The organism is Myroides odoratimimus (genome assembly GCF_001485415.1).
Lineage (GTDB): Bacteria > Bacteroidota > Bacteroidia > Flavobacteriales > Flavobacteriaceae > Flavobacterium > Flavobacterium odoratimimum.
In genome coordinates, this window is sequence record NZ_BCMQ01000002.1 from 184,815 (window position 1) to 207,944 (window position 23,130).

27 protein-coding genes are annotated in these 23,130 nt (G+C 34.9%); 24 read left to right on the forward strand and 3 right to left on the reverse strand.

Annotation, left to right across the window (positions count from 1 at the left end):
• The first annotated feature begins 73 nt into the window (after nucleotides 1-73).
• The 4 genes from MODO_RS03015 to MODO_RS03030 all read left to right on the forward strand — a co-directional run bounded on the left by MODO_RS03015 (nucleotide 74) and on the right by MODO_RS03030 (nucleotide 1,929).
• Nucleotides 74-499 (forward strand): lipocalin-like domain-containing protein, encoded by a 426-nt coding sequence (locus tag MODO_RS03015; protein WP_006257862.1) that lies wholly within the window; start codon nucleotides 74-76, stop codon nucleotides 497-499.
• A gap of 25 nt (nucleotides 500-524) precedes the next feature.
• Nucleotides 525-941 carry a lipocalin family protein gene (locus MODO_RS03020; RefSeq protein ID WP_006257861.1) on the forward strand — a complete coding sequence of 139 codons (417 nt, stop codon included), beginning with the start codon at nucleotides 525-527 and terminating at the stop codon, nucleotides 939-941.
• An 82-nt stretch (nucleotides 942-1,023) separates the two neighbouring features.
• Complete coding sequence (locus tag MODO_RS03025) at nucleotides 1,024-1,401, forward strand: VOC family protein (RefSeq protein ID WP_006257860.1); 378 nt, start codon at nucleotides 1,024-1,026, stop codon at nucleotides 1,399-1,401.
• An 81-nt stretch (nucleotides 1,402-1,482) separates the two neighbouring features.
• Nucleotides 1,483-1,929: a DinB family protein gene (locus MODO_RS03030; RefSeq protein WP_006257859.1), complete on the forward strand. Its 447-nt coding sequence runs from the start codon at nucleotides 1,483-1,485 to the stop codon at nucleotides 1,927-1,929.
• 63 nt (nucleotides 1,930-1,992) lie between these two features.
• Here the strand turns inward: MODO_RS03030 and MODO_RS03035 are convergent, their stop codons facing one another.
• Nucleotides 1,993-2,322 (reverse strand): magnetosome magnetite crystal formation protein family, encoded by a 330-nt coding sequence (locus MODO_RS03035; RefSeq protein WP_006257858.1) that lies wholly within the window; start codon nucleotides 2,320-2,322, stop codon nucleotides 1,993-1,995.
• 360 nt (nucleotides 2,323-2,682) lie between these two features.
• Here MODO_RS03035 and trhO point away from each other — a divergent pair, with 360 nt between their 5' ends.
• The 11 genes from trhO to MODO_RS03090 all read left to right on the forward strand — a co-directional run bounded on the left by trhO (nucleotide 2,683) and on the right by MODO_RS03090 (nucleotide 13,157).
• Nucleotides 2,683-4,041 carry an oxygen-dependent tRNA uridine(34) hydroxylase TrhO gene (gene trhO / locus MODO_RS03040; RefSeq protein WP_006257857.1) on the forward strand — a complete coding sequence of 453 codons (1,359 nt, stop codon included), beginning with the start codon at nucleotides 2,683-2,685 and terminating at the stop codon, nucleotides 4,039-4,041.
• Between the two features lie 11 nt (nucleotides 4,042-4,052).
• Complete coding sequence (locus MODO_RS03045; RefSeq protein ID WP_006257856.1) at nucleotides 4,053-5,294, forward strand: U32 family peptidase; 1,242 nt, start codon at nucleotides 4,053-4,055, stop codon at nucleotides 5,292-5,294.
• The gene (locus MODO_RS03050; RefSeq protein ID WP_006257855.1) at nucleotides 5,294-5,524 is read left to right on the forward strand and encodes a ferredoxin; all 231 of its coding nucleotides are present in this window, start codon (nucleotides 5,294-5,296) and stop codon (nucleotides 5,522-5,524) included. The genes MODO_RS03045 and MODO_RS03050 overlap by 1 nt, the downstream gene beginning before the upstream one ends.
• A 1-nt stretch (nucleotide 5,525) precedes the next feature.
• Entirely contained in the window at nucleotides 5,526-5,882 is a 357-nt protein-coding gene (locus MODO_RS03055; RefSeq protein ID WP_006257854.1) for an arsenate reductase family protein, read from the forward strand.
• Between the two features lie 164 nt (nucleotides 5,883-6,046).
• Entirely contained in the window at nucleotides 6,047-6,574 is a 528-nt protein-coding gene (locus MODO_RS03060; RefSeq protein ID WP_006257853.1) for a dihydrofolate reductase family protein, read from the forward strand.
• 797 nt (nucleotides 6,575-7,371) lie between these two features.
• Entirely contained in the window at nucleotides 7,372-8,220 is an 849-nt protein-coding gene (locus tag MODO_RS03065) for a YicC/YloC family endoribonuclease (RefSeq protein WP_006257852.1), read from the forward strand.
• A 30-nt stretch (nucleotides 8,221-8,250) separates the two neighbouring features.
• Entirely contained in the window at nucleotides 8,251-8,820 is a 570-nt protein-coding gene (gene gmk, locus MODO_RS03070) for a guanylate kinase (RefSeq protein ID WP_006257851.1), read from the forward strand.
• Between the two features lie 10 nt (nucleotides 8,821-8,830).
• Nucleotides 8,831-9,418, forward strand: a complete 588-nt coding sequence (gene nadD, locus MODO_RS03075; RefSeq protein WP_006257850.1) for a nicotinate (nicotinamide) nucleotide adenylyltransferase — start codon at nucleotides 8,831-8,833, stop codon at nucleotides 9,416-9,418.
• Between the two features lie 77 nt (nucleotides 9,419-9,495).
• On the forward strand, nucleotides 9,496-10,653 hold the full coding sequence (locus tag MODO_RS03080) for an iron-containing alcohol dehydrogenase (protein WP_006257849.1): 1,158 nt from the start codon (nucleotides 9,496-9,498) through the stop codon (nucleotides 10,651-10,653).
• 329 nt (nucleotides 10,654-10,982) lie between these two features.
• Entirely contained in the window at nucleotides 10,983-11,978 is a 996-nt protein-coding gene (locus MODO_RS03085) for an NAD(P)H-dependent glycerol-3-phosphate dehydrogenase (RefSeq protein ID WP_006257848.1), read from the forward strand.
• Nucleotides 11,979-12,176: 198 nt separating this feature from the next.
• Entirely contained in the window at nucleotides 12,177-13,157 is a 981-nt protein-coding gene (locus MODO_RS03090) for a TerC family protein (protein ID WP_006257847.1), read from the forward strand.
• Nucleotides 13,158-13,232: 75 nt separating this feature from the next.
• Here the strand turns inward: MODO_RS03090 and MODO_RS03095 are convergent, their stop codons facing one another.
• Both MODO_RS03095 and MODO_RS03100 read right to left on the reverse strand, forming a co-directional pair.
• The gene (locus MODO_RS03095) at nucleotides 13,233-13,658 is read right to left on the reverse strand and encodes a c-type cytochrome (protein WP_006257846.1); all 426 of its coding nucleotides are present in this window, start codon (nucleotides 13,656-13,658) and stop codon (nucleotides 13,233-13,235) included.
• Between the two features lie 92 nt (nucleotides 13,659-13,750).
• Entirely contained in the window at nucleotides 13,751-14,158 is a 408-nt protein-coding gene (locus MODO_RS03100; RefSeq protein ID WP_006257845.1) for a hypothetical protein, read from the reverse strand.
• A 252-nt stretch (nucleotides 14,159-14,410) separates the two neighbouring features.
• On the opposite strand from MODO_RS03100, the gene MODO_RS03105 reads away from it, so the two are divergent.
• From MODO_RS03105 to MODO_RS03145, 9 genes are all read left to right on the forward strand, one after another.
• Complete coding sequence (locus MODO_RS03105; RefSeq protein WP_006257844.1) at nucleotides 14,411-15,886, forward strand: DUF5687 family protein; 1,476 nt, start codon at nucleotides 14,411-14,413, stop codon at nucleotides 15,884-15,886.
• Nucleotide 15,887: 1 nt separating this feature from the next.
• Nucleotides 15,888-16,583: an ABC transporter ATP-binding protein gene (locus MODO_RS03110; RefSeq protein ID WP_006257843.1), complete on the forward strand. Its 696-nt coding sequence runs from the start codon at nucleotides 15,888-15,890 to the stop codon at nucleotides 16,581-16,583.
• Nucleotides 16,584-17,303: 720 nt separating this feature from the next.
• A complete protein-coding gene (gene porW / locus MODO_RS03115) occupies nucleotides 17,304-19,961 on the forward strand; it encodes a type IX secretion system periplasmic lipoprotein PorW/SprE (RefSeq protein ID WP_059050634.1) in 2,658 nt (885 codons plus the stop codon).
• 24 nt (nucleotides 19,962-19,985) lie between these two features.
• Nucleotides 19,986-20,381, forward strand: coding sequence for a bactofilin family protein (locus MODO_RS03120; RefSeq protein WP_006257841.1), 396 nt, complete (start codon nucleotides 19,986-19,988; stop codon nucleotides 20,379-20,381).
• 6 nt (nucleotides 20,382-20,387) lie between these two features.
• Nucleotides 20,388-20,603 (forward strand): AtpZ/AtpI family protein, encoded by a 216-nt coding sequence (locus tag MODO_RS03125; protein WP_006257840.1) that lies wholly within the window; start codon nucleotides 20,388-20,390, stop codon nucleotides 20,601-20,603.
• Complete coding sequence (locus MODO_RS03130; protein ID WP_006257839.1) at nucleotides 20,603-21,001, forward strand: hypothetical protein; 399 nt, start codon at nucleotides 20,603-20,605, stop codon at nucleotides 20,999-21,001. The genes MODO_RS03125 and MODO_RS03130 overlap by 1 nt, the downstream gene beginning before the upstream one ends.
• A gap of 105 nt (nucleotides 21,002-21,106) precedes the next feature.
• On the forward strand, nucleotides 21,107-22,285 hold the full coding sequence (gene atpB, locus MODO_RS03135) for a F0F1 ATP synthase subunit A (RefSeq protein WP_006257838.1): 1,179 nt from the start codon (nucleotides 21,107-21,109) through the stop codon (nucleotides 22,283-22,285).
• 55 nt (nucleotides 22,286-22,340) lie between these two features.
• Complete coding sequence (gene atpE / locus MODO_RS03140) at nucleotides 22,341-22,535, forward strand: ATP synthase F0 subunit C (protein WP_006257837.1); 195 nt, start codon at nucleotides 22,341-22,343, stop codon at nucleotides 22,533-22,535.
• Nucleotides 22,536-22,629: 94 nt separating this feature from the next.
• Nucleotides 22,630-23,130 (forward strand): F0F1 ATP synthase subunit B, encoded by a 501-nt coding sequence (locus MODO_RS03145; protein ID WP_006257836.1) that lies wholly within the window; start codon nucleotides 22,630-22,632, stop codon nucleotides 23,128-23,130.

Below are 23,130 nucleotides of genomic sequence, written 5' to 3' on the forward strand. Positions count from 1 at the left end.
TTATTCTTAATTTTATTTTTTCACACTTCTCTATCCTACTTTTGATCCAACAAAAACAAAGATTTATATCGCTATGAAATTAACAAAAATGACTTTAGCTATTGCATTAGTAGCTATTACTTTCGCTTCTTGTAAACAACAAACTGAAGCTCCTGTAACTGAAGAAACAACAACTACTGAAGTAGTAGAAGAGACTACAGCGCCTGAGGCTGTGGACACTACAGTATTAGTTGCGTCTTGGACTCAACCAAACCCTATTAATGATAAAGAAGTACAAGGATTCGAATTAAAAGAGGACGGAACAGCTACTTCTATTAATATGGCTACACTTAAAACAAATAAGTGGTGGGTAGAAGGAGATAAATTGTTCTTAGAACAAGAGAGTATCGGTAATGGTACATCTAGTGTAGATACTGTGTCATACCAATTTGAGGTGGTTGATGGTAAAACATTAAACCTAGTGAATGGTGAGTCAAAAGAATCATTCACTAAAAAGTAATCTAATTTAGATTTTTTAAGTACAAATGAAACAAACAGTTCTTGCTTTAGCTTTTGTAGCTATCGCTTTCGCTTCTTGTAAACAACAGACAGAAGCTCCAGTAGTGGAAGAAACTACACCAACAGAAACAGTAGCTGAGTCTACTCCTGTCATTCTTGATATGAAACACTTGGTAGGTGCATGGACACAGCCAAATGGAGCAGATGCAAGTCTACTACAAGGATTCGAACTAAAAGAGGACGGGACAATGTCTTCTATCAAGGACAAGGCTAACGAATTCACTAAATGGAAGATGGTAGATAATACTGTTATCTTCGAAACAGCGATGGTAGGTACTGATTCTACTTCTGTGAAGTCTGCTACCTTTACGTATGAGATGACAGATCAGAATACATTAAAGCTTACTGCTAATGGTGTGACGGAAGTGTTCACTAAACAATAAGAACTACTATTATTTATATAAACAGAAGCTACCTCAAAAGGGTAGCTTTCGTTATTTTTGTAAGTATAATATAAAGGTAATGATGGAACATAAAGAACTTAATTTGTCAGTAGTAGAGCTAAAGTCGTTTATCCCGTGTAAGGACTTTGAGGTGTCTAAAGCGTTCTATACTGCTATTGGATTTAAGATAGTATGGCAGAGTGAAGAACTGTGCTTGCTTGATTGTGGAACGGAGAAGTTCTTTTTACAGAATTTTTATAATCAAGAGGCTGCAGAGAATCTAATGTTTCATTTGCAAGTAGAGAATGCAGATGATTGGTACACACATCTGCAAAACCTAGATCTTCAGTCAAAATATGCTATCCGACTGACGGCTGTAGAAGACAGAGCGTGGATGATGAGAGACTTTTTATTAATAGATCCATCTGGAGTGCTGTGGCGTATAGCACATAATATCTAATGCTGTCCAATGGACTTAGTATAATTATTAGCTACCTGTTGGGTGGCTTTTTCTATTTTTACTAGTCAGAAAAAGATAGATATGACGACAACAGACTTGAGTAAGCTACAATATTATATAGATGTGTTACCTGCTAGATTAGAGCAGTTTACAGAAGAAGAATTTTCTTATAAAGAAACAGAGGGTAAGTGGAGTAAAAAAGAGATACTAGGACATCTTATCGATAGTGCGACTAATAATCATCACCGTTTTGTTAGAGGTCAGTTTGAGGACAATCCTGTTGTTTCTTATGCACAGAATGAATGGGTAGAAGTGAGTGCTTATCAGCAAATGCAACAAGACACTGTGATTAGAACATGGAAGATGTATAATGCATTTCTCTTAGAGATAGTTTGTAATATTTCTGTTGAGGTTTTGAATACTAAAATGGCTAATGGTCATACGCTTGCCTTTTTAGTAGAAGATTATGTAAGTCATTTAGAACACCATTTAGGTCAGATATTCGATGATTTTGATTTTAAGGCATAGGGATAAACAAGAAGAGGTTGACCTATACAGTCAACCTCTTCTTGTTTAGATAATACATGTGTATTACTTAATAAAGCTAAGTGTCTTATCTGACCATTCACCGATAAGAGGTAATGGTTTTTTCTTTTCTCCTGCTGCATTAAGTATTCCCATAATCATATATAAAAGAATAATTAAGTATAACACTAGTGCTATCATGCCTGCAATGATTGGGAATATACCTGCTATTACTCGTATAACAAGTGATAAAACGAAGCTTAAGATTAATACACCAAATGATTGTCTTAGGTGGTATTTTAGTAAATCATTTGCTTTTTCTTTTCCTACAAAGAATGCTACTAACCATCCAATTAATGTGATGTATGATACGATTGATAAAGTTTTATTGTCCATTTTATGAGTTTTATTGGAAACAAATATCTGTATAATTGTCTCATATATTATTGTTTAGACTTGTCTATTTCGCAAAAATGGCTGTTTATGGGGATATTTAAGTAGTGTATTATCGCGTTCAATTCATAACAAAAGATAAATCTATAAGGTCAAGTATTCTTACAGAATACCTTTTGTAGAGGAGATGCTTAAAATAGAAGCTGAGGTTCTAAAAAAAGGATTGAATAATTTGATAGTTAACTATTTATGTAAATTTTATAAGGTTCAATTCTCATTTTTAAATCTAAATACTATCTTTGCACCGAAATTCTTCCATTTAGGATTTCAAACATATATAATCTACACTTAAAAGTATATAGCATGCAACTGTATAACACATTAAGCGCAGAGGAAAGAGCTGAACTTATCGAGCAAGCGGGAGAGAACCGTTTGACTTTATCTTTCTATGCGTACGCCAAAATAGAAAACCCACAACAATTTAGAGACGATTTATTCCTAGCTTGGGATGCATTAGACGCTTTAGGACGTATTTATGTAGCTCATGAGGGGATCAATGCTCAGATGTCTGTACCTGCATCTAAGTTTGATGCATTCAGAGAGACGTTAGAGCAGTATGACTTCATGAAAGGAATTCGTCTGAATGTAGCTGTAGAGCAAGATGACTTATCATTCTTAAAATTAACAGTAAAGGTTAGACACAAGATCGTAGCTGATGGTCTAAACGATGATACATTTGATGTTACGAATAAGGGAATTCACTTAAAGGCAAAAGAATTCAACGAATTATTAGAAGACCCTAACACGGTCGTAGTGGACTTTAGAAACCACTATGAGAGTGAAGTAGGGCACTTCGTAGGAGCGATCACTCCAGACGTGGACACATTCCGTGAATCACTGCCAATCATTAAAGACCAATTAGAAGACATCAAAGAGGAGAAAAACTTATTGATGTACTGTACAGGAGGTATCCGCTGTGAGAAAGCATCAGCTTACTTTAAACACAACGGGTTTAAGAATGTATACCAATTAGAAGGAGGTATTATTGAATACACTCGTCAGGTAAAGGCAGAAGGATTAGAGAGTAAGTTCATCGGAAAGAACTTCGTGTTTGACCACCGTCTAGGAGAGCGTATTACAGACGATATTATCTCTAACTGCCACCAGTGTGGTAAACCATGTGATACTCACGTAAACTGTGCTAACGAGGCATGTCACTTACTGTTCATTCAGTGTGATGAGTGTGCTGAGAAGATGCATGGATGCTGTTCTGATGAGTGTTTAGATATCATTCAGTTACCAGAAGATGAACAAAAACGCTTACGTCAAGGAGTACAAAAAGGAAACTTAGTATTCAAGAAAGGACGCTCAGAAGCATTAAAGTTCCAAGGAGAACGCAGTGCTACTGATGAGATCAAAGCAGTGAAGGTAAGTGCAGTAACACAAATCCGCAAGAAACAAGCAGAGCGAAAAGTTCTAATCGGGACAGCTCAACACTACTTTACTAAAGCTAGTGTAGGGCAGTTTATTGTTGACAAGGAGTTAAATGTTGGAGATAAAGTAGCTATTGTAGGACCTACTACAGGTGATGAGAGACTAACTATAGAGAAGATGATGGTAAATGGAGTGGAAGTTAGTACAGCTAATAATGGAGATAAGATGACTATGGAATTAGGTTTTCGTATTCGTAAAAACGACCAATTGTATAAAATAATAGATTAAGCATAAAGAATATGACAGTTTCAGGAAGAGTAGAGCTTATGGCTCCTGCAGGTAACTTCGAGTCTTTACAGGCCGCATTAGATAACGGTGCAGACTCAGTATATTTCGGAGTAGACCAGTTAAATATGCGTGCGCGTTCTACGGTGAACTTTTCTATTGATGATTTAGAAGAGATTGCGAGAAGATGTAAAGAGAAGAATGTACGTACTTATTTGACGTTAAACACTATCGTTTATGACCACGACTTATCAGTGGTGAAAACTTTATTGAATAAGGCAAAAGAGGCAGGGCTTACAGCAGTAATCGCATCTGATCAGGCAGTTATTGCATCTGCAAGAGCGATCGGGTTAGAAGTACATATCTCTACTCAACTAAATGTAACGAACATTGAGACTGTTAAGTTCTATAGCTTATTCGCTGATACTATCGTATTATCTCGTGAGCTAAGCTTGCGACAAGTAAAAAAGATCACAGAAGCTATCGAAAGAGAACAGGTGAAAGGGCCTTCTGGTAATTTGGTAGAGATAGAGATCTTCGGTCATGGAGCATTGTGTATGGCAGTATCAGGGAAGTGCTACTTAAGCCTTCACTCACATAACTCTTCTGCAAACAGAGGAGCATGCAAACAAAACTGTCGTAAAAAATACACGGTAATAGATCAAGAGAGTGGTTTTGAGATCGAGATAGACAATGAGTATATGATGTCTCCTAAGGACTTATGTACCTTAGATTTCTTAGATCAAGTGATCGATGCTGGTACTAAGGTACTGAAGATAGAGGGTAGAGGTAGAGCTCCTGAGTATGTAGCAACTGTGATTCGTACTTACCGTGAGGCTATTGATGCTATCGCTGATGGTACTTACTCTCAAGAGAAAGTAGCAGAATGGATGAAAGCTTTAGAAACGGTGTATAACCGTGGATTCTGGAGTGGATATTACTTAGGACAGAAATTGGGAGAGTGGAGTGATAACCCTGGTAGTAATGCAACTCAGAAAAAAGTGTATGTAGGTAAAGCTGCTCACTACTTCCAGAAAGCATCTATCGGAGAGTTTAAAATAGAAGCTTATGATATCAAGGTAGGAGATAAGATTCTTATCACAGGACCTAGTACGGGAGCACAAGAGTTAATCGTAGAAGAATTATTCGTCAATGAGCAGAAGGTAGAGAAAGCGACTAAAGGAGATGACTGTACTATCAAGATTCCGTTTAGAATTCGCTTATCTGATAAGCTGTATAAAATAGTAGAGGCATAATGGTCATAGTCACGCTACAACGAGATAAGTGTATCGGATGTAATTATTGTGTTGAGGTTGCTCCTCAGCAGTTTCAGATGTCTAAGAAAGATGGAAAGACTGTTTTGTTGAAATCTGTGAATAATAAAGGATTTCATACGCTTAAGTCACCAGATTATACTATTTTAGAGGCATGTGAACAAGCAGAGAAAGTTTGTCCAGTACATATCATTACCGTAAAAGATGTATAATATGAGAAAGATATATTATTTAAGTACTTGTACAACATGTAAGCGTATCATGGCTGAGATGCCAGAATTAGATACGTTTGAACTACAAGAGATTAAGAAGAACCCTGTAACAGAGTCACAGTTAGAAGAGATGTATAAGCAAGTGGGTAGTTATGAAAAGCTATTTAATAAGCGAGCTCAACTGTACAAAAGTGAAGGGTTAAAAGACAAGAATCTTCAAGAAGATGATTTTAAAAAACTTATTCTAGAGCAATATACTTTTCTAAATCGCCCAGTAATGTTTATCGACGGTAACATTTATGTTGGGAATAGTAAGAAAGTAGTAGAGGCTGCTATCGAACAAGTAAAGAATAAATAGTAAGGAAAAAGAGTCAGCATGTGCTGGCTCTTTTTTGTTATAAGGAAAACATTAATGCAATGAATTATATAAACGGTTCAGATAAGTTTTTTACTTGCTGAGGTGATTTTTTGTTTATAGGAGGATAAAAGTTTGCAATTTTGTGTTTTTAAAATCAAAGAGATATGAGACAGGTAGTATTATATATTTCGAGTAGTTTGGATGGTTATATCGCTAAACCTGGGGATGACTTGAGTTTCTTGGATGCTGTACAGCGAGAAGGAGAAGATTATGGTTATACCGCTTTTGTAGAGACGATCGATACGGTTTTGATTGGTAAACGTACATATTACTGGGTAGTAAGTCAAGGACATGGGTTTCATCATGCAGATAAAGAAACGTATGTAATGACTAGACAAAGTCTACCTACAGAAGGTAATGTGACTTTCTATAATGGTGATCTAAAGGAATTAGTATCTAGACTGAAATCACAGGAGGGTAAAGATATATTCTGCGATGGTGGAGCACAGTTAGTCAACAGATTATTGAAGGATAGACTCATAGATAAGATCGTATTATCTGTTATCCCTGTATTATTAGGTGATGGTACTAGACTATTTGATATCGGGATACCAGAGTCTAAGTTAAAGTTAGAGAATACAAAGTCTTTTGAATCAGGATTAGTACAATTATGTTATAGCCTAATTAAGTAGTTTATAAACTGTTCTTTTGCTGATTGACTTCCATTAAAATAAGTTTGTTAGTATTTTTAAGTATGTTTTTTACACACGCAAACGTCTGTATATCTGTTTTTTAAATACTTTTTTAAAAAATATTCTTTTTTTGATGTGACCAAATGCGATGCTTGTTGTCTTAATATCGAAGACGAAAGGGAAGAATTGCTATTAATTCCTTTATAAAAAGAAAAGAAAAAGTTTTAAGTGTTTGGGGGTTAAATTAAAACAGAAGAGTTAAGGTTAGGTTGTTTTAGTAAAAAATTTAATTCACATAGTTTCATCGCGACTTTTACTATTGCTGACTTTGTAGATTGTGGTGGTCTAAATAAGGACTTAGAAGGCGTAGTTCATAGTTATGGTTGTTTTGGTTATCTCCTATTCTAGGCGATGGAACGAACAAATAATAGGAGTATAAAACACAAAAGAGAGCTATATAGCTCTCTTTTTTTATGTGTATCTGTTATTTCTTATTAGCCTGTTTAAGAGCTTTACATCACTTAAGTATAGGAATCAGAAGCATAGAAGCTATTACTAGTGTTTTATAGGTTCTATTTATTTATAATTTGTGTTTTATTCCTTTGGGTATGAATGTATTTACTAATAAAAGAGCTTTTATTTGAAGTTATAGAAGATAAACAGGTGTATTATCACAGATATATTGACTTAGAGTTAATCTGTAATCTTATTAAGCAGTATTTTGTGCTATTTATAAGTCAGTTAGTAATGATTTTGTTACCTTTGTAGCTATTATTTTTTAATATATGATACAATCGATGACAGGATTTGGTAAGTCATGTTTGCAATTACCAACAAAGAAAATCACAGTAGAAGTAAAATCGCTTAATAGCAAAAGCTTAGATCTAAATGTTAGATTGCCTTTGATGTATAGAGAGAAAGAACTACCTCTTCGTAACCTTGTTGCACAAGAATTAGAGCGTGGTAAAGTAGACTTCTCATTATATAGTGAGATTACAGCAGAAGAAACTTCTAATAAGATTAATGGCCCTATCGTGATGGCATATATTGATCAAATGAAGGAGATTATCCCTGATGCAGATGCTACAGAGCTTATGAAGATGGCTGTGCGTATGCCTGATGCATTAAAAGTAGAGCGTGCTGAGCTAGATGAGAATGAGTGGAAAGAGATAGAAAAGGTTATCACTGAGGCTATCGCTAATATGAAGGAATTCCGAGCTAGTGAAGGAGCTTCATTAGAACAAGACTTCAGACTGCGTATCGGTAACATCCGCAAGTATATGGATGAGGTATCGGTATTAGACAAAGAGCGTATCGTGACTGTAAAAGAAAGATTGCGTGCGAACTTAGTAGAACTTCAGTTAAATATCGATGAGAATAGATATGAGCAAGAGGTGATCTACTATCTAGAGAAGATGGACATCACAGAAGAAAAAGTACGTCTGAGCAAACACTTAGATTACTTTATCGAAACACTTGAAGGAGCTGAGGCTAATGGTCGTAAACTTGGGTTTATCGGTCAAGAGATGGGACGTGAGATTAATACTATGGGATCTAAATCTAACCACGCTGAGATGCAGAAGATAGTGGTAAAGATGAAAGATGAATTAGAGAAAATAAAAGAGCAAGTACTAAACGTACTTTAGGTTATATATACAACACGACAGAATATTATTATGCAAAGAGGTAAGTTAATCGTTTTCTCTGCTCCATCTGGTTCAGGTAAAACTACAATAGTAAGACATTTATTAGAGCAAGAAGATCTGAACCTAGCGTTCTCTATCTCTTGTACATCTCGTGAACCAAGAGGGGAAGAGGTGAATGGTAAAGATTACTATTTTATTTCTCTTGAAGAGTTTAAACAAAACATAAAAGGAGAGAAGTTCTTAGAATGGGAAGAGGTATATAGAGATAACTTCTATGGTACACTTAGTAGTGAAGTAGAGCGTCTGTGGGCAGAAGGTAAGAATGTAATATTCGATATCGATGTAGCAGGAGGTCTTCGTATTAAGCGTAAATTCCCAGATGAGACTTTAGCTGTATTTGTGAAACCACCTAGTATAGATGAATTGAAGATTCGTCTTAAAAAGCGTTCTACAGAGAGTGAAGATAAGATCAATATGCGTATTGCTAAAGCTTCAGTAGAGTTGGCTACGGCTCCTCAGTTTGATATGATTATTAAGAATTACGACTTAGATACAGCTAAGAATGAGGCTGTAGAGTTAGTAAAGAACTTTATAAAGTAAGAAGATAAGTATGAAGGTAGGGTTGTATTTTGGAACATTTAATCCTATTCATATCGGTCATATAGTTATTGCTAACCATATGGTGCAGTACACTGACCTAGATGAAGTATGGATGGTGGTAACTCCTCATAGTCCTTTAAAGAAAAAGAAGGGGTTGCTAGAGGATTTTCATAGGATACATATGGTTAATTTGGCTACGGCTGATTATGATTATATCAAGCCTTCTGACGTAGAGTTTAATTTGCCACAGCCTAATTATACCGTGAATACGATGGCACATTTACATGAGCGTTATCCTAAACACGAATTTAGTTTATTAATGGGACAAGACAATTTAGATAGTCTGCCTAAGTGGAAGAACTACGAGGTGCTATTAGAGCGTTATCCTATTTATGTATATCCTCGTATATTCAGTGGCAAAGAGGAGGCTAATCCTCTTCTAGCTCACCCTAATATACACCTAGTAGAGAATGCACCAATCATGGAGATATCTGCTACGTTTATTAGAGACTCCATTAAAGAGGGTAAGAATATTATGCCTCTACTTGATAAAGAAGTGTGGAAGTATATAGACCACAACTTGTTTTATAAGAAATAATTAAATAGAATTTAATACTATAAAAGGAATGCATATGCATTCCTTTTTTTAATTTTATAAGATAAAAGAAAGTAGTTATGTTGAATTTTGAATTATATAACCCTACTCGTTTATTGTACGGGAAAGGACAGATAGGTGAGATAGCTAATCTAATCGATAAAAAAAGTAAAGTACTAGTCGTATACGGTGGAGGTAGTATTAAGAAGAATGGTGTTTATGATCAAGTGATAAAGGCTTTAGAAGGGTATGAAGTAGTTGAGTTTTCGGGAGTAGAACCTAATCCTCGATATGAGACATTAGTGAAAGCTGTTGATTTGATTAAGAATGAAAAGGTTGACTTTATCTTAGGTGTAGGAGGAGGAAGTGTGATAGATGGGGTTAAGTTTATATCTGCAGCTGTGTACTATGAAGGAGATACTATAGATATTATTCAGAAAAAACTAAATGTAAACTGGAAGGCTATGCCTTATGGTGCGATACTGACATTACCTGCTACAGGTAGTGAGATGAACTGTGGTGCTGTGGTAACAATAGAGGCTACACAAGAGAAACTATCATTCTCAGGAGAGGTATTATATCCTGTGTTCTCTGTATGTGATCCTACTGTGATTGCTTCTTTGCCTGTGAAGCAGATTGCTAATGGTATAACAGATGCATTCGTCCATGTGTTAGAACAGTATATTACCTTTCCTCAAGGTGCACCTTTACAAGATAGGTTTGCGGAGAGTATCCTACAGACCTTAATAGAAATAGCCCCTAAGATACTAAAGGATCCTACTGATTATGATGCGGCGATGAACTATATGTGGTGCTGTACGATGGCTCTAAATGGGTTAATATCAAAAGGAGTAAAAGAAGATTGGGTGACACATGCTATTGGTCATGAATTAACTGTGTTATATGGTATAGATCACGGACGTACATTAGCTATTATTGGCCCTAATCTATATAGTGTGATGTTCGATACGAAGAAAGAGAAATTAGCGCAGTTCGGTAGACGAGTATTTACTCTAGAAGGGAGTGATGATGAGGTAGCTAGACTGGCTATAGAGCGTATGATAGCGTTCTTTCATTCTCTAGGAGTTGCTACTAAACTGAGTGATTATACTGAAGATGGTGAGAAGGCTGTAGAGTGGATTGCAGAACGATTTAATGAAAGAGGATGGCTAGCAATGGGAGAAAATAAAAATATAACAATTGACAAAGTAAGAGAAATAGTCAAACTAAGTTTATAATTCTATAGAGAAGCACATTTACTGTAATGGTGAATGTGCTTTTGTTTTTTTATGTTTAAAGGAGTTGATAATTAGCAGTATATCTTATATACTGTTAATTTAATCTAAAATCGGTCACGGAATGTGAAGGTATATGCTTTGTTTTTAATTAAACTAAAATGCGAATATGTAAATAAAAGTGTTTTTTATCGGCTTGTTTCTGAGTTAAACTTAGATTTATTTCAATATTTGTTGAATAAATGATGTGTTTTTTCAGCTTAAGCTATTGTTGTTCTAATTGTTTGCAATGTGTTTTTTACTTACTTTTGACCAACTAATAAATTTAGTGTATGAATGAATATCCGAAAATTGCAGTTATAGGTGGTGGGAGCTGGGCTACTGCTATAGTAAAAATGTTGAGCGAAAACCTAACTGAGATTGCTTGGTATATGCGTAACGAATCTGCATTAGAAGAGATAAAAGTTAATTATCACAATCCTAATTACCTAAGTTCTGTAGAATTTGATGTAGAACAATTAAGGTTGACGAATGATATTAACAAGGCAATCTCTTATGCGGATTATGTAATCTTCGCTATTCCGTCTGCGTTCTTGTCACAGGAGATGAGTAGACTACATGTTAGCCTAGAAGGGAAAGTTATTGTATCTGCGATTAAAGGGATTATCCCTGAGACGAGTCTTATCGTAGGAGAGCACTTCCATCAAACTTATAATGTACCATACGAGAACATTGCAGTAATCACTGGGCCATGTCATGCTGAAGAGGTGGCACTAGAACGTCTATCTTATTTAACGATTGCTTGTCAAACAGAAGAGTATGCTAAGACAATATCTAACTGTGTAAGCAGTCATTATATCAAAGCGAAAACAACGGATGATATTATCGGTACAGAGTATGCAGCAGTATTAAAGAATATCTATGCTGTAGCATGTGGTATCGCTCATGGTCTTGGCTATGGAGATAACTTCCAAGCTCTACTGATGAGTAATGCTATCCGTGAGATGAAGAAGTTCATTAAGAAAGTGCATAGAATGAAACGTAATATTAATAACTCTGCCTATTTAGGAGATTTATTAGTAACAGGATATTCTCTGTTCTCTCGTAACCGTATGTTTGGTAATATGATAGGTAAGGGATATACTGTAAAGTCAGCTCAAATGGAAATGAATATGATCGCAGAAGGGTACTATGCTTCTAAGAGTGCTTATGAACTAAATAAGCAATATGGTGCTAAGACTCCGATAATCAATGCAGTATATGATATTTTATACAATGGAAAGGATCCTAAAAAGGTATTCAGAAAACTTACTGAGAAATTAGATTAAAAAAAATATAGATTTAGCCGTGTTTAGGTTTTATTCTAAAAATGTAAAATAACTTATTGTTTTTCAATAAGTTATTTTTTTTAGCTGTAATTTTGAGATACAAAAGTTTGTTTGTAATTTGTTGATTTAATGTTAGTTAAGGAGTGTTCTCTTGGGGGAGATTATTCCATTTAGTTTTGTCAAGTAAAAAATTAAAAGATGGATCATTTAATCAATCACCCTGCTTTATTAGGGGTATTTGGAGTAGTCGTTGTTATTATGCTACTTTTAGACTTAGGAGTGTTTAATAAACACAGTCACACTGTATCAACAAAAGAAGCACTGATCTGGACAGCTGTGTGGATAGGCTTAGCAATGTGTTTTAGTGGAGTTATTTATTATTACCTCGACTTCGAAAACTTTGCAAGGTTTCAATCAGCTTATTGGATAGAGAAAGCATTATCAGTAGATAATCTATTTGTATTTATATTGGTGTTCACCTTTTTTAAGGTTCCAAAAGAGTTACACCACAGAGTGTTATTCTGGGGGATTTTAGGAGCTTTAGTCTTTAGAGCTATCTTCATTTTTGCGGGTGTAGAGATTATTAATCATACATATCTACCTGCGATGGAAGTATTTGGTAGAACAGTAGAGATTAATGTGGTATTGACCATATTTGGTATCTTCTTGTTGATTTCGGGTATTAAGTCTTGGTTTGCAAAAGAGGAACACGATGAGAATGAAGACTTATCTAAGAATTTTGCTGTACGTATGGTGCATAAGTTCTTTAAGGTAAGTGATGAGTATGATGGAGAGAAGTTCTTTACAGTTAAGAATGGAGTGCGTATGGTGACGCCATTATTCGTAGCATTAATGGTGATAGAGTTCACAGACGTGATCTTTGCAGTAGATAGTATACCTGCTATTTTTGCTATCGCACCAGATGATCCATTTATCTTATATACATCTAATATCTTTGCGATCTTAGGATTGAGATCATTATACTTCTTATTAGCTAACTTTATGGATAGATTCTCTAAGTTAAAATATGGTTTAGCTATTATCTTATCTTTTATTGGAATCAAGATGATAGTATCGCCATTCTACCATGTAGAATCATTAGTGTCATTAAGTATTATAGGAGGTGTATTAGTACTATCAGTGGTAGCATCATTTATGTTTCCTCCTAAAAAGGATTAATAAAAGTATATCAAATATATAATAAGAAAGCCCTTCTAACAGAAGGGCTTTCTTATATCTTATCAATAGTGACATCTATAGTTTTAAAGACTGTGAAGGTTTAGTAGTACCTCTATGACACATAGCACATGATACTACATCAATAGTCTCTGGTTTCGGGTGATTCTGCCAATTAAAGTTCTCAGCATTGATCTTTTGAGTCATTGTGATCATGTGTCGAGCGAACTCTTTTTCTTTTTTTGTATCTGCAGCGAAGTCTAGTTTATCTGTTCCTTCTACTGTAGTGTGACAGTATCCACATTTCACTCCTAATGCATCATTATAGCCTCTCATTAGTCCTTTAAGGCTGTCATTAGAAATATCTTTTGGCAATACCTTTAAGTTTTTCCATTCTGTGTCTCCTGCTTTACTTTCTGTTACAAGTGTTGACGAACTAAAAGCAAATAATGTTACTAATACACCTAAACTGCATAAAATGCTCAATACGTTTTTAATTTTCATAATCATCTATTTTTTAAGTTGTGCTTACCAAATTAAGCAAACTAACATTTGGATTGATTATAAATTAAGGTATTGATAGATAGGAGAATAAATTATTTTGCTAATATCCCTTTTTTAGTAGTAAATGGCAATGTCTGTAAATGTGCATCTCCTAGAGAGTCCTGAATGAAGGTATATGTCTTATCATATAATTTACCTCCTTGGAAGAAAGTAAGCATAAATGAATTACTCAGTTTAAAAACAGATTCATCTAACAATTCTATTTTTACACTTTCTTTTGGAGCAAGAGATTTGAATGCATGTCTAAATACTCCTGTACCTCTTACTTCACCATCTATCTCACCTATCGCTTGTGATACTACTAGGATAGCTTCCATTTCTTGATCTGAGTTATTGAATAGATATGCGTACCAAGAGTCTGCTAAGAATTCTTCGTTATATTCTTTTATGATTGCAATCTCTATATCTTTTACTACTGGAATCTCTATGTCTTTTTTCATTGTATTAATATTTTGGGCAAAGATAAATGATTTTGTCCTAAATATCGTAGTCATTGAAGTGAGGTAGAGTTGGTTTACTATTGTAGTATAAATAAGTGGTTAAGTGTTAATTTTTAGGATAATTATATGTTTTTTGCTTATGTGTTTCTGTGTTGATTTTAATAATAAAGTGGTTAATTTAAAATAATGCTGTTTTAGTTGTAACGAAATACCTAAATAGAGTACTAATTGTTATAATAAATATTTATAGCAATGCGTAAGTTGTTTGTTTTTTTAGAAAAGAAAAGATTGTCTCGAAGCAATGATAAGACCATGAATACGATATTGGTTGTCTTTAAGTGGATAGCGATAGTGTATTTTGGTTTACTGTTTTTGGTAATGGGGATGAGTGGCTTCTTTATTATCGAAGATATGAATCTAGGTATGGGATCACCTATACAGGTGATTAGTAGGTTTTGGATGTATTATATGGTGATGGAGATGTTTATGAGATTTACACTTCAGAAGTTGCCGACTGCTACTATAAAACCGTTGCTCGTACTGCCTTTCCCAAAGATTAAGATCGTGAACTTCTACATAGGAAGTTCATTCATCAGTGCGTTTAACTTTATTCAGTTACTATTTATTCTTCCATTTGCGATAGTTAGTATGGTACAGGGATATTCAGTTCTAGGAGTTATTGCTTGGATGATAGCTGTCTATTTATGTGTGTGTACGATGCACTTTGTCAATATACTGATAGAATCTTATAAATCTGTTTTTATAGCTGTTATAGTCGTATTCGGATTATTAGCCGCGATTCAGTATTACCAATTATTTGACAGTACTTTATACACACAGCACTTACTGTATAGTGTGTATGAATATCCTGCATTAGTATTAGTCTATGGTGGAGTGTTGTGGTTAGCTATTAAGATGACCGTGCGTTACTACGTTAAGAATATGTATATGGATGATCTATTAAAGGTTAAAGTAGAAGTAGCTACTACACGTGAGATGAAATGGTTAGATGGATTTGGGACGTATGCTTCTTTTCTTAAGAATGATTTGCGACTGATCACTCGAAATAAAAGAGCACGTACTACGGTGCTTATGAGCGTATTATTTATGTTCTACGGTTTCCTTATACTTCGTCCAACAGAAATGGGAGGGTATCCGACCTTTATGTTAATCTTCGTTGCCTTCTTTGTATCAGGTGGTTTCCTAATGATGTTTGGACAGTATGTGCCTAGTTGGGATTCTTCTTATTACTCTTTTATGATGACTCAGAATATCACGTATAAGAATTATTTAAAGTCTAAATGGTTAATTATTGCGTTGGGAACTGGCGTGTCTATGTTGGCGGCGGTATTGTATATCTGGACGAGTATGGATCTAGTGTATTTAATCATTGCGAATGGAGTGTTTAATATTGGTATCAATGGTTATATCGTATTATGGGGAGGTGCTTATCTAAAAAGCCCTGTCGACTTAACAGCGAATAAGAATGTATTTGCAGATAAGAATGCATTTAACCTTAGGGTGATGCTGATCTCGCTACCTAAGCTCTTTTTGCCTATTCTAATCTATTATATCGGGTTTTGGGTATATGGTTTTTGGGGAGGATTTACCTTGTTAACTGGAATAGGGATCATAGGAATGTTCTTCCAAAATCAAGTGTTTAAGTACATAGAGAAAATTTATAAACAAGAAAAATATAGCACAATAGAGGCTTTTAAATCTAAGTAATATGATAGTAGTAAATAATTTAGTAAAGTCTTATGGTCAACAGACTGTTTTAAATATACCTAGTTTAGAAATAACAAAAGGACAAAGTGTTGGATTGGTTGGGAATAATGGAGCTGGTAAAACGACCTTTTTTAGCCTTCTATTAGATCTAATCAAACCTACTCAAGGGAGCATTTCTAATAAAGGGAATGTAGTTAATGAAAATGAGGAATGGAAAAAGTATACAGGATCATTCTTCGATGATTCTTTCTTAATCGGGTACCTGACACCTGAGGAGTACTTTTATTTCGTAGGAGAACTAAGAGGGATGTCACGTACAGAGATAGAGAGTTTTCTAAATGAATATGTAAGTTTCTTCAATGGAGAAGTACTGAATCAACGTAAATATTTGCGTGATTTCTCTAAGGGTAATCAAAAGAAGGTAGGTATTATAGCTGCCTTTATGGGAAAACCAGAGTTAGTTATCTTAGACGAACCTTTTGCTAATCTGGATCCGACTACACAGCTGAGATTAAAAGAATTGGTAAAGCAAAAGATGAAAGATAGAGAGATCACGATTATTATATCGAGTCATGATCTTCAACATACTTATGAGGTGTCTGATCGAGTGATCGCCTTAGAAAAAGGACAAATCATGAAAGATGTCTTGACGCAGGATATCACATTTGATGCATTAGAAGAGTTCTTTCAGGTATGATAGAATGCATTTCTTTTTCATTTCAGTTTGATTACAATGGCTTTATGCATGATGGTATAATGAGATTGTTTTAGATTGAGGGGATTAGGTTAAAATAAAGATAGAAATATTAATAGATGAGCTTCGATTTCGTTATGGATGAATAAGAGGAGAGCGTTTCGCTTGCACTTCTTAGGGGATTGCTAGGAGTTTTCTAGGGGTTTTCTTGCCTAGAAGGTGCTTTTCTCGAAGAAAGGTGCAAGAAACCCTCAAGGAATCCCCTAGTAAATCAGTATCAAAATACCTTTGGTTTATAAATAGACAGTGATAAAGACTAGATTTAGTTTGAGTTTTTTTTGCTTATTGTGTGAATTCAAAAAACTCATTATTAATCGAACGAAAAAGGAGAATATTACTTAATTGGTTAGTTAGCGGGACTCTAGTGAATCTATTTTGCTAGAGTTTTGTGTTTATAGTTATTGCCTAAGATTCCCAAGAAGTAGAATAATAGAAAATATAGGATATTGTGAATGTTTTAGTGATATGTGGTTAGATTTCTATAGGATGCTATAAATTGACTGAGATATTGCGATAAGTAGTGTAAATTACTTTTATAGGTTTTGTTTCTGTAGAACTTTAAAAACTTTTAAAATACTGTAGAAGTATTACTAAAAGTAATGTATTTTTACGTTTTGTTATATACTAAAATAGTGAATTTGTAGTTTTTAAGTAAAGCTCATTGTGTTGAATACTCGTTTTAAATATCTGATTTTTTTAGTTTTACTTCTTTTGGGAGCGGCTTGTTCTGTAAAGAAAGATAAGTTATTGAATAGAGGGTATCATGCGATGACTACTCGGTATAATATTCTATATAACGGAGAGTTGGCTTATGATGAGGCTTTAATTTCTTTAAAAAAGGATTATTATGATGACTTTTGGGAGATACTTCCTGTAGAGCGTATCGACATTAAGATAGACTCTACACGTGAGTTCGAGAGAGGTAGGTCACTAGAGTCTAAAAAAGGATCTATTCTAGACAATGTGCAAGTAGATGGAGCCAATGTTACAGGTGAAGAAGAACAGGGAGAGGTAGGATTTAGACGAGCTGAAGATAAAGCAGCTAAGGCCATTCAGAAACACTCTATGTACATAAAAGGGCGTGAGCGCAACTTCCAGATTGATGATGCTTATCTGATGTTAGGACAGGCTAGGTACTATGACGGACGTTTTGTACCAGCACTAGAGGCTTTTAATTATATTCTGTATAAGTACCCAGACGGGAGCTTAATAAATGATGCAATCATCTGGCGTGAGAAATCTAATGTGCGCCTTACTTATGATGATATTGCAATTAAAAATTTAAATGAATTTCTTCGAGATAAAAAAGATAAACTAAGGAAGCAACAGGTGGCAGATGCGAATGCTACGCTTACTCAGGCATATATCAATATAGAGGAATATGCTTCTGCTATACCGCCTCTAAAGATAGCTATAGAACACACTAAGGATAAGGAGGAGTATGCACGTTATACTTTTATCCTTGGGCAGCTATATGCTAAGTTAGGCAAGGAGACGGAAGCGAATGAGGCATTCGGTATCGTAATCGATATGAATCGAAAGAGCCCTCGATCTTATGTGATACAGTCTCATGCGCAGCAGTTTGGTCTGAAGCCTACTCAAGCTAAAGATTCGGTAGCGTTCTTAAAGAAGTATAAAAGATTAATTAGAGATAGAGAGAACAGAGATTACTTAGACGTTCTACACCGTCAGGTGGGGTTGTTCTACGAGGGTAGTGGCAATACAAAAGAGGCATTAAAATCGCTAAAAAGAGCTGTTAAACTAAGTAAAGGGGATAAGCAACTAAAGTCTAAAAACTACTTGAGTATAGCCGAGATTTACTTTAATGAAGCTGGTTATGCGTTGGCTGGTCAGTATTATGACAGTGTATTATCTATCATGCCTGCTAAGGCTAAAGAGCGCTTTAGAATCACGAAGAGACGTGATGCATTAAGAGATGTGGTAAAATATGAGAGAGTTGCTCATGTGAATGATAGCGTACTTCGATTAGTAGCGATGAGTGAAGATCAGCGTATTGCTTATTTTCAGAAGTATGTAGATGACCTTAGAAAAGAAGACTTTAGAAAGCTACAGGCAACACTTAAAAAACAAAGAGGAGGCAATCAGAATTATTTTAATATGGCTACTTTCGGTGACGCTATAGATGTGGCTTTTGGTACAAATAATCAGCAGACAGGAGGTAGTTCTACATTCTACTTCTACTTCTACTCAACTCAAGCAGCTGCCTTTGGAAAGACAGAGTTTAGAAGAAAATGGGGGAATAGGCCTTCTGTAGATAACTGGAGATGGGCGGCTGATATACAAGAAGCGCAGAATAATGCTGTGGCAGAAGAACAAGCCACACAGAATGCAAATCAAAACAATAGTACTGAGCAGTTTAACGATACTAGATATGATATCAATAGTTATATTTCGAAAATCCCAAGTGATGAAAAAGAAATAGCGTCTATCAAGAAGGATAGAGACTTTGCTTATTTCCAACTGGGATCTATGTATGCAGATCGATTTAAGAAATATGATTTGGCTAGTCAGAGATTAGAGTCGTTATTGACCTTTGACCCTGCAGAGAGATTAGTCTTACCAAGTATGTATAAGCTTTACAAGATTTATCAAGAAATAGATATGGCAAAAGCAATAGCCATGAAGGATAGAATAATTAATCTATATCCTAATTCTAGATATGCCAAGTTATTACAGAATATGTCTATGGATAAGATTGATGACTTATCACCAGAGCAGATTTATGCACAGGCGTATAAGGTGTATGCTGATGGTACAGATTATAATAATGCATTGCGAACTATAGATAGTGCTTTAGAACGATTCGATGACGAAGGCTATGTAAGTAAACTAGAATTGTTAAAAGCACATGTGATTGGTCGATTAAAAGGTCTAGAAGCCTATAAAGAAGCATTGAATTTTGTAGCTCTGACATACAGTTCTTCTCGTGAAGGAAGAGAAGCAGAGGAGTTGTTAAAGACAACAATCCCAATGTTAGAAGCTAGGGAGTTCTCAAGTGGAGATTCAAAGAATTGGAAAGTAGTGTTGCTAGTACAAGACAAGGACTCAGGCGCTAATCAAATGGTTAGTCGTAGTTTTATACAGTTTGCAACAGCTAATAGCAGTAAAGGGATTAAGTACTCAGAGGATCCTTATATCGGTGTAGGAGAGTTCTTTGTATTACACGGATTTAAGAATAAAGAGGAAGCAGAGCAAGCTGCTAGAAGTGTAAACAGCAATGCTGTTACCATAACTGCAGATAATTATATTATCGTTCAGATTAAGAAGAATTGGGAGAAGTATATAGCTCCATCAGAATAAGGTTGAAAAAAAAGTAAAGAAATTATGTTCCAAAAAACGAAAAATGACGGGTCTATAGATCATTTAGGCAAGACAAATAGAATTATTGAGGCTACAATAATTAAAGGAGATATTGAAGCAGTGACGGATTTGCGTTTAGATGGTGTCTTGCACGGTAATTTAAAAGTAAAAGGTAGAGTGGTTGTAGGGCCTCAGGCTCAAATCATAGGAAATGTGGAGTGTGAAAATGCGGATATAGAAGGCTTAGTAGAAGGTGTCTTGAAGGTAAAAGATTTACTACATATTAAAGAGACTGCAGAGGTAAAAGGAGACCTATTAGTAGGCAGACTTTCGGTAGTACCAGGGGCTAAAATTCAAGTGAAATGCGATATGGCTATAGCAGGAAACGGAGAACAAGGTTCAGGTAAGAAAGGAAAATAAGTAGGAGTGAAAAAAAATTCAGGGCCAAACCGTTGGTTAAGTTTAATTAATATCCCTATTCAGATGGGGGTAACTATTTACTTGTTTCACTTGTTAGGTACTTGGTTAGATGATAAATATAATTTAGTTGACGGATTAGCAAATAAAATTTGTACGTTAATTGGAGTAGGATTAGCTTTGTACCAAGTTATAAAACAAGTAAATCAATTAAATAAAGATTAATGGATAAGGAAACAGTAAGTTTAAGTTTAAAACTTTTTGGGGTTTTAGCAGTTATATTTGCAATTCATTTTGCACTTTTCACATATACTGATTTTGGTCAGTCATTTGTAGAATTAGGTTATTCATTAGCGGGTTTTTATGGCTTTGAATTTATTTTTTCTATAGGAATGTTATTTGCTATGCAAGGAATAAAAACAAGTATGCCTAACAGTTTAGGATATGTGTTTTTAGGCTTTATTACAGTTCGATTATTGGCTAGTTACCTATTCGTAAGAGAAGGATTAGATAGCGAGAATGTAGATGAACTATTTAAGTATAATTTTCTGTTAGTTGTCTTGATTTATCTAGGCGGGGATGCATTTATTGCATATCGTATTTTAAATAAGAAGGTTAGTTAACAAAAAGATAATAAAAAAAAGTTTCGCAAGAAAGTATGAAAGTCTAAGATTTATTGTACTTTTGCACAAAATTTTAAGAACCATAAATATTCAAGAAGTTAAGGTATGGTGACTCTGAAGAAATCACTGAATTTATTAGCAGCTGTAATTTTTACAGCATCGTCGGTATTTTCGTACGCACAAAGTAATGCTCAGAAGCTTGAAGAATCTATTCAAGAAACAGGGCAGTCAATTGAAGAAACAATCGCTGCTGTAGAAGGTACAGAGCATGTAGAAGGAGAAAAAACACAAGCTGAAAAAGTGCAAGATCACATCACGCACCACTTAGCAGATGATTACTCTTTCATATTCTTCTCAGACGAGGCTACTGGTAAACACTACGGGTTTCCACTGCCAGTTATTTTAATAGACAATGGTCTTAAAGTATTTATGTCATCAGAATTTGACTACGGTAACAAAGTAGTTGAAAAAGATGGACAACACTACAAGTTATATCACAGTAAGATATACAAAACTGATGCAGCTGGTACTATCGAGTACGATGCTGAGCATCATCCTACAAATGAGAAGCCATTAGATTTTTCTATCACTAAAAATGTGGCATCATTATTATTTACTACAGTATTAATCTTCCTTATGTTCTTAAGCTTAGCTAAGACATACAAAAAAGGACCGAACAACTTGCCTAAAGGTTTTGCAAGAGCTTTAGAACCAATGGTGCTTTATGTTCGTGATGAGATGGCTATTCCAAATATCGGAAAGGACAAATACAAAAAGTTCATGCCATACTTACTGTCAGTATTCTTTTTAATTTTCTTATTGAACTTATTAGGATTGACTCCACTAGGATTCAACGTTACAGGAAGTATTTCGGTAACTGCGTGTTTGGCAATCTTTACATTCATAATTACACAGTTCTCTGCTAACAAAGATTATTGGAAGCACATGTTCTGGATGCCAGGTGTACCAGCACCAATGAAATTAATGTTAGCACCTATCGAAGTATTAGGAGCATTAATTAAGCCATTCTCATTGATGGTTCGTTTATTCGCTAACATTACAGCAGGTCACTCAGTAGTATTTGGACTTATCGCTATTATCTTCGTGATGAAAGAAGCTTTAGGTACTGCTGGAGCAGTAGGGATAGGATTCTTCTTATCAACGTTCTTAGTAGTATTAGAGATCTTAGTAGCTTTCTTACAAGCGTTCATCTTTACAATGTTATCTTCATTGTTTATCGGAATGGCTGTTGCAGAGCACGAACATGATGAGGCTCATCATTAATAGAATTAAATTAGAATAAAAATAAAATTTGTTTAATTAATATAAATCAATCACTATGACATTACCAAACATTATTGGTGCAGGTTTAATCGTAATCGGAGCTGGTTACGGATTAGGAAAAATCGGATCTTCTGCAATGGACGCTATTGCTCGTCAACCAGAAGCTGCTGGAAAAATCCAAACTGCAATGATCATTATTGGAGCTTTATTGGAAGGTTTAGCATTCGGTGCTTTAATCTTAGGTAAATAATCCAAGACAAGTAAAAGAGTTTATCTGTAACGGTTGGTTGCAGATAAACTTCTTAATTAAACAACATAGGTATTAAAAAGTATAATTTTAGATAATGGATAAATTAATTAACGATTTCGGTTTTGGATTATTTTTCTGGCAGTTCATCATTTTATTGGTGATTGTATTCATCCTAGGAAAATTTGCATGGAAACCAATTGTAAATGCTTTAGAGGCTCGTGAAGAGGGTATCGCTGATGCATTAGCAGCTGCTGAAAATGCTAAAAGAGAAATGGCTAATTTAAAAGCTGATAACGAGAAATTATTAGCAGAAGCTCGTGCTGAGCGTGATGCTTTAATTAAAGAAGCTCGTGAGATTAAAGAAAAAATGTTAGCTGACGCTAAAACTGAAGGTGAAGCTGTAGGAGCAAAAATGATTGCTCAAGCAAAAGCTGCTATCGAAAGTGAAAGAGCTACTGCTATCGTTGAGTTAAAAACTCAAGTTTCTTCTATTTCTATTGAAATTGCTGAGAAATTATTAAAAGAACAATTAGCTAACACTGAAGCTCAATCTAAATTGGTTGAGAAGATGTTAGACGAAGTTAAATTAAACTAA

Coding starts and splice junctions, on each gene's coding strand:
- MODO_RS03015 (WP_006257862.1), top strand. CDS start 74: ATGAAATTAACAAAAATGACTTTAGCTATTGCATTAGTAGCTATTACT.
- MODO_RS03020 (WP_006257861.1), top strand. CDS start 525: ATGAAACAAACAGTTCTTGCTTTAGCTTTTGTAGCTATCGCTTTCGCT.
- MODO_RS03025 (WP_006257860.1), top strand. CDS start 1,024: ATGGAACATAAAGAACTTAATTTGTCAGTAGTAGAGCTAAAGTCGTTT.
- MODO_RS03030 (WP_006257859.1), top strand. CDS start 1,483: ATGACGACAACAGACTTGAGTAAGCTACAATATTATATAGATGTGTTA.
- MODO_RS03035 (WP_006257858.1), bottom strand. CDS start 2,322: ATGGACAATAAAACTTTATCAATCGTATCATACATCACATTAATTGGA.
- trhO (WP_006257857.1), top strand. CDS start 2,683: ATGCAACTGTATAACACATTAAGCGCAGAGGAAAGAGCTGAACTTATC.
- MODO_RS03045 (WP_006257856.1), top strand. CDS start 4,053: ATGACAGTTTCAGGAAGAGTAGAGCTTATGGCTCCTGCAGGTAACTTC.
- MODO_RS03050 (WP_006257855.1), top strand. CDS start 5,294: ATGGTCATAGTCACGCTACAACGAGATAAGTGTATCGGATGTAATTAT.
- MODO_RS03055 (WP_006257854.1), top strand. CDS start 5,526: ATGAGAAAGATATATTATTTAAGTACTTGTACAACATGTAAGCGTATC.
- MODO_RS03060 (WP_006257853.1), top strand. CDS start 6,047: ATGAGACAGGTAGTATTATATATTTCGAGTAGTTTGGATGGTTATATC.
- MODO_RS03065 (WP_006257852.1), top strand. CDS start 7,372: ATGACAGGATTTGGTAAGTCATGTTTGCAATTACCAACAAAGAAAATC.
- gmk (WP_006257851.1), top strand. CDS start 8,251: ATGCAAAGAGGTAAGTTAATCGTTTTCTCTGCTCCATCTGGTTCAGGT.
- nadD (WP_006257850.1), top strand. CDS start 8,831: ATGAAGGTAGGGTTGTATTTTGGAACATTTAATCCTATTCATATCGGT.
- MODO_RS03080 (WP_006257849.1), top strand. CDS start 9,496: ATGTTGAATTTTGAATTATATAACCCTACTCGTTTATTGTACGGGAAA.
- MODO_RS03085 (WP_006257848.1), top strand. CDS start 10,983: ATGAATGAATATCCGAAAATTGCAGTTATAGGTGGTGGGAGCTGGGCT.
- MODO_RS03090 (WP_006257847.1), top strand. CDS start 12,177: ATGGATCATTTAATCAATCACCCTGCTTTATTAGGGGTATTTGGAGTA.
- MODO_RS03095 (WP_006257846.1), bottom strand. CDS start 13,658: ATGAAAATTAAAAACGTATTGAGCATTTTATGCAGTTTAGGTGTATTA.
- MODO_RS03100 (WP_006257845.1), bottom strand. CDS start 14,158: ATGAAAAAAGACATAGAGATTCCAGTAGTAAAAGATATAGAGATTGCA.
- MODO_RS03105 (WP_006257844.1), top strand. CDS start 14,411: ATGCGTAAGTTGTTTGTTTTTTTAGAAAAGAAAAGATTGTCTCGAAGC.
- MODO_RS03110 (WP_006257843.1), top strand. CDS start 15,888: ATGATAGTAGTAAATAATTTAGTAAAGTCTTATGGTCAACAGACTGTT.
- MODO_RS03120 (WP_006257841.1), top strand. CDS start 19,986: ATGTTCCAAAAAACGAAAAATGACGGGTCTATAGATCATTTAGGCAAG.
- MODO_RS03130 (WP_006257839.1), top strand. CDS start 20,603: ATGGATAAGGAAACAGTAAGTTTAAGTTTAAAACTTTTTGGGGTTTTA.
- atpB (WP_006257838.1), top strand. CDS start 21,107: ATGGTGACTCTGAAGAAATCACTGAATTTATTAGCAGCTGTAATTTTT.
- atpE (WP_006257837.1), top strand. CDS start 22,341: ATGACATTACCAAACATTATTGGTGCAGGTTTAATCGTAATCGGAGCT.
- MODO_RS03145 (WP_006257836.1), top strand. CDS start 22,630: ATGGATAAATTAATTAACGATTTCGGTTTTGGATTATTTTTCTGGCAG.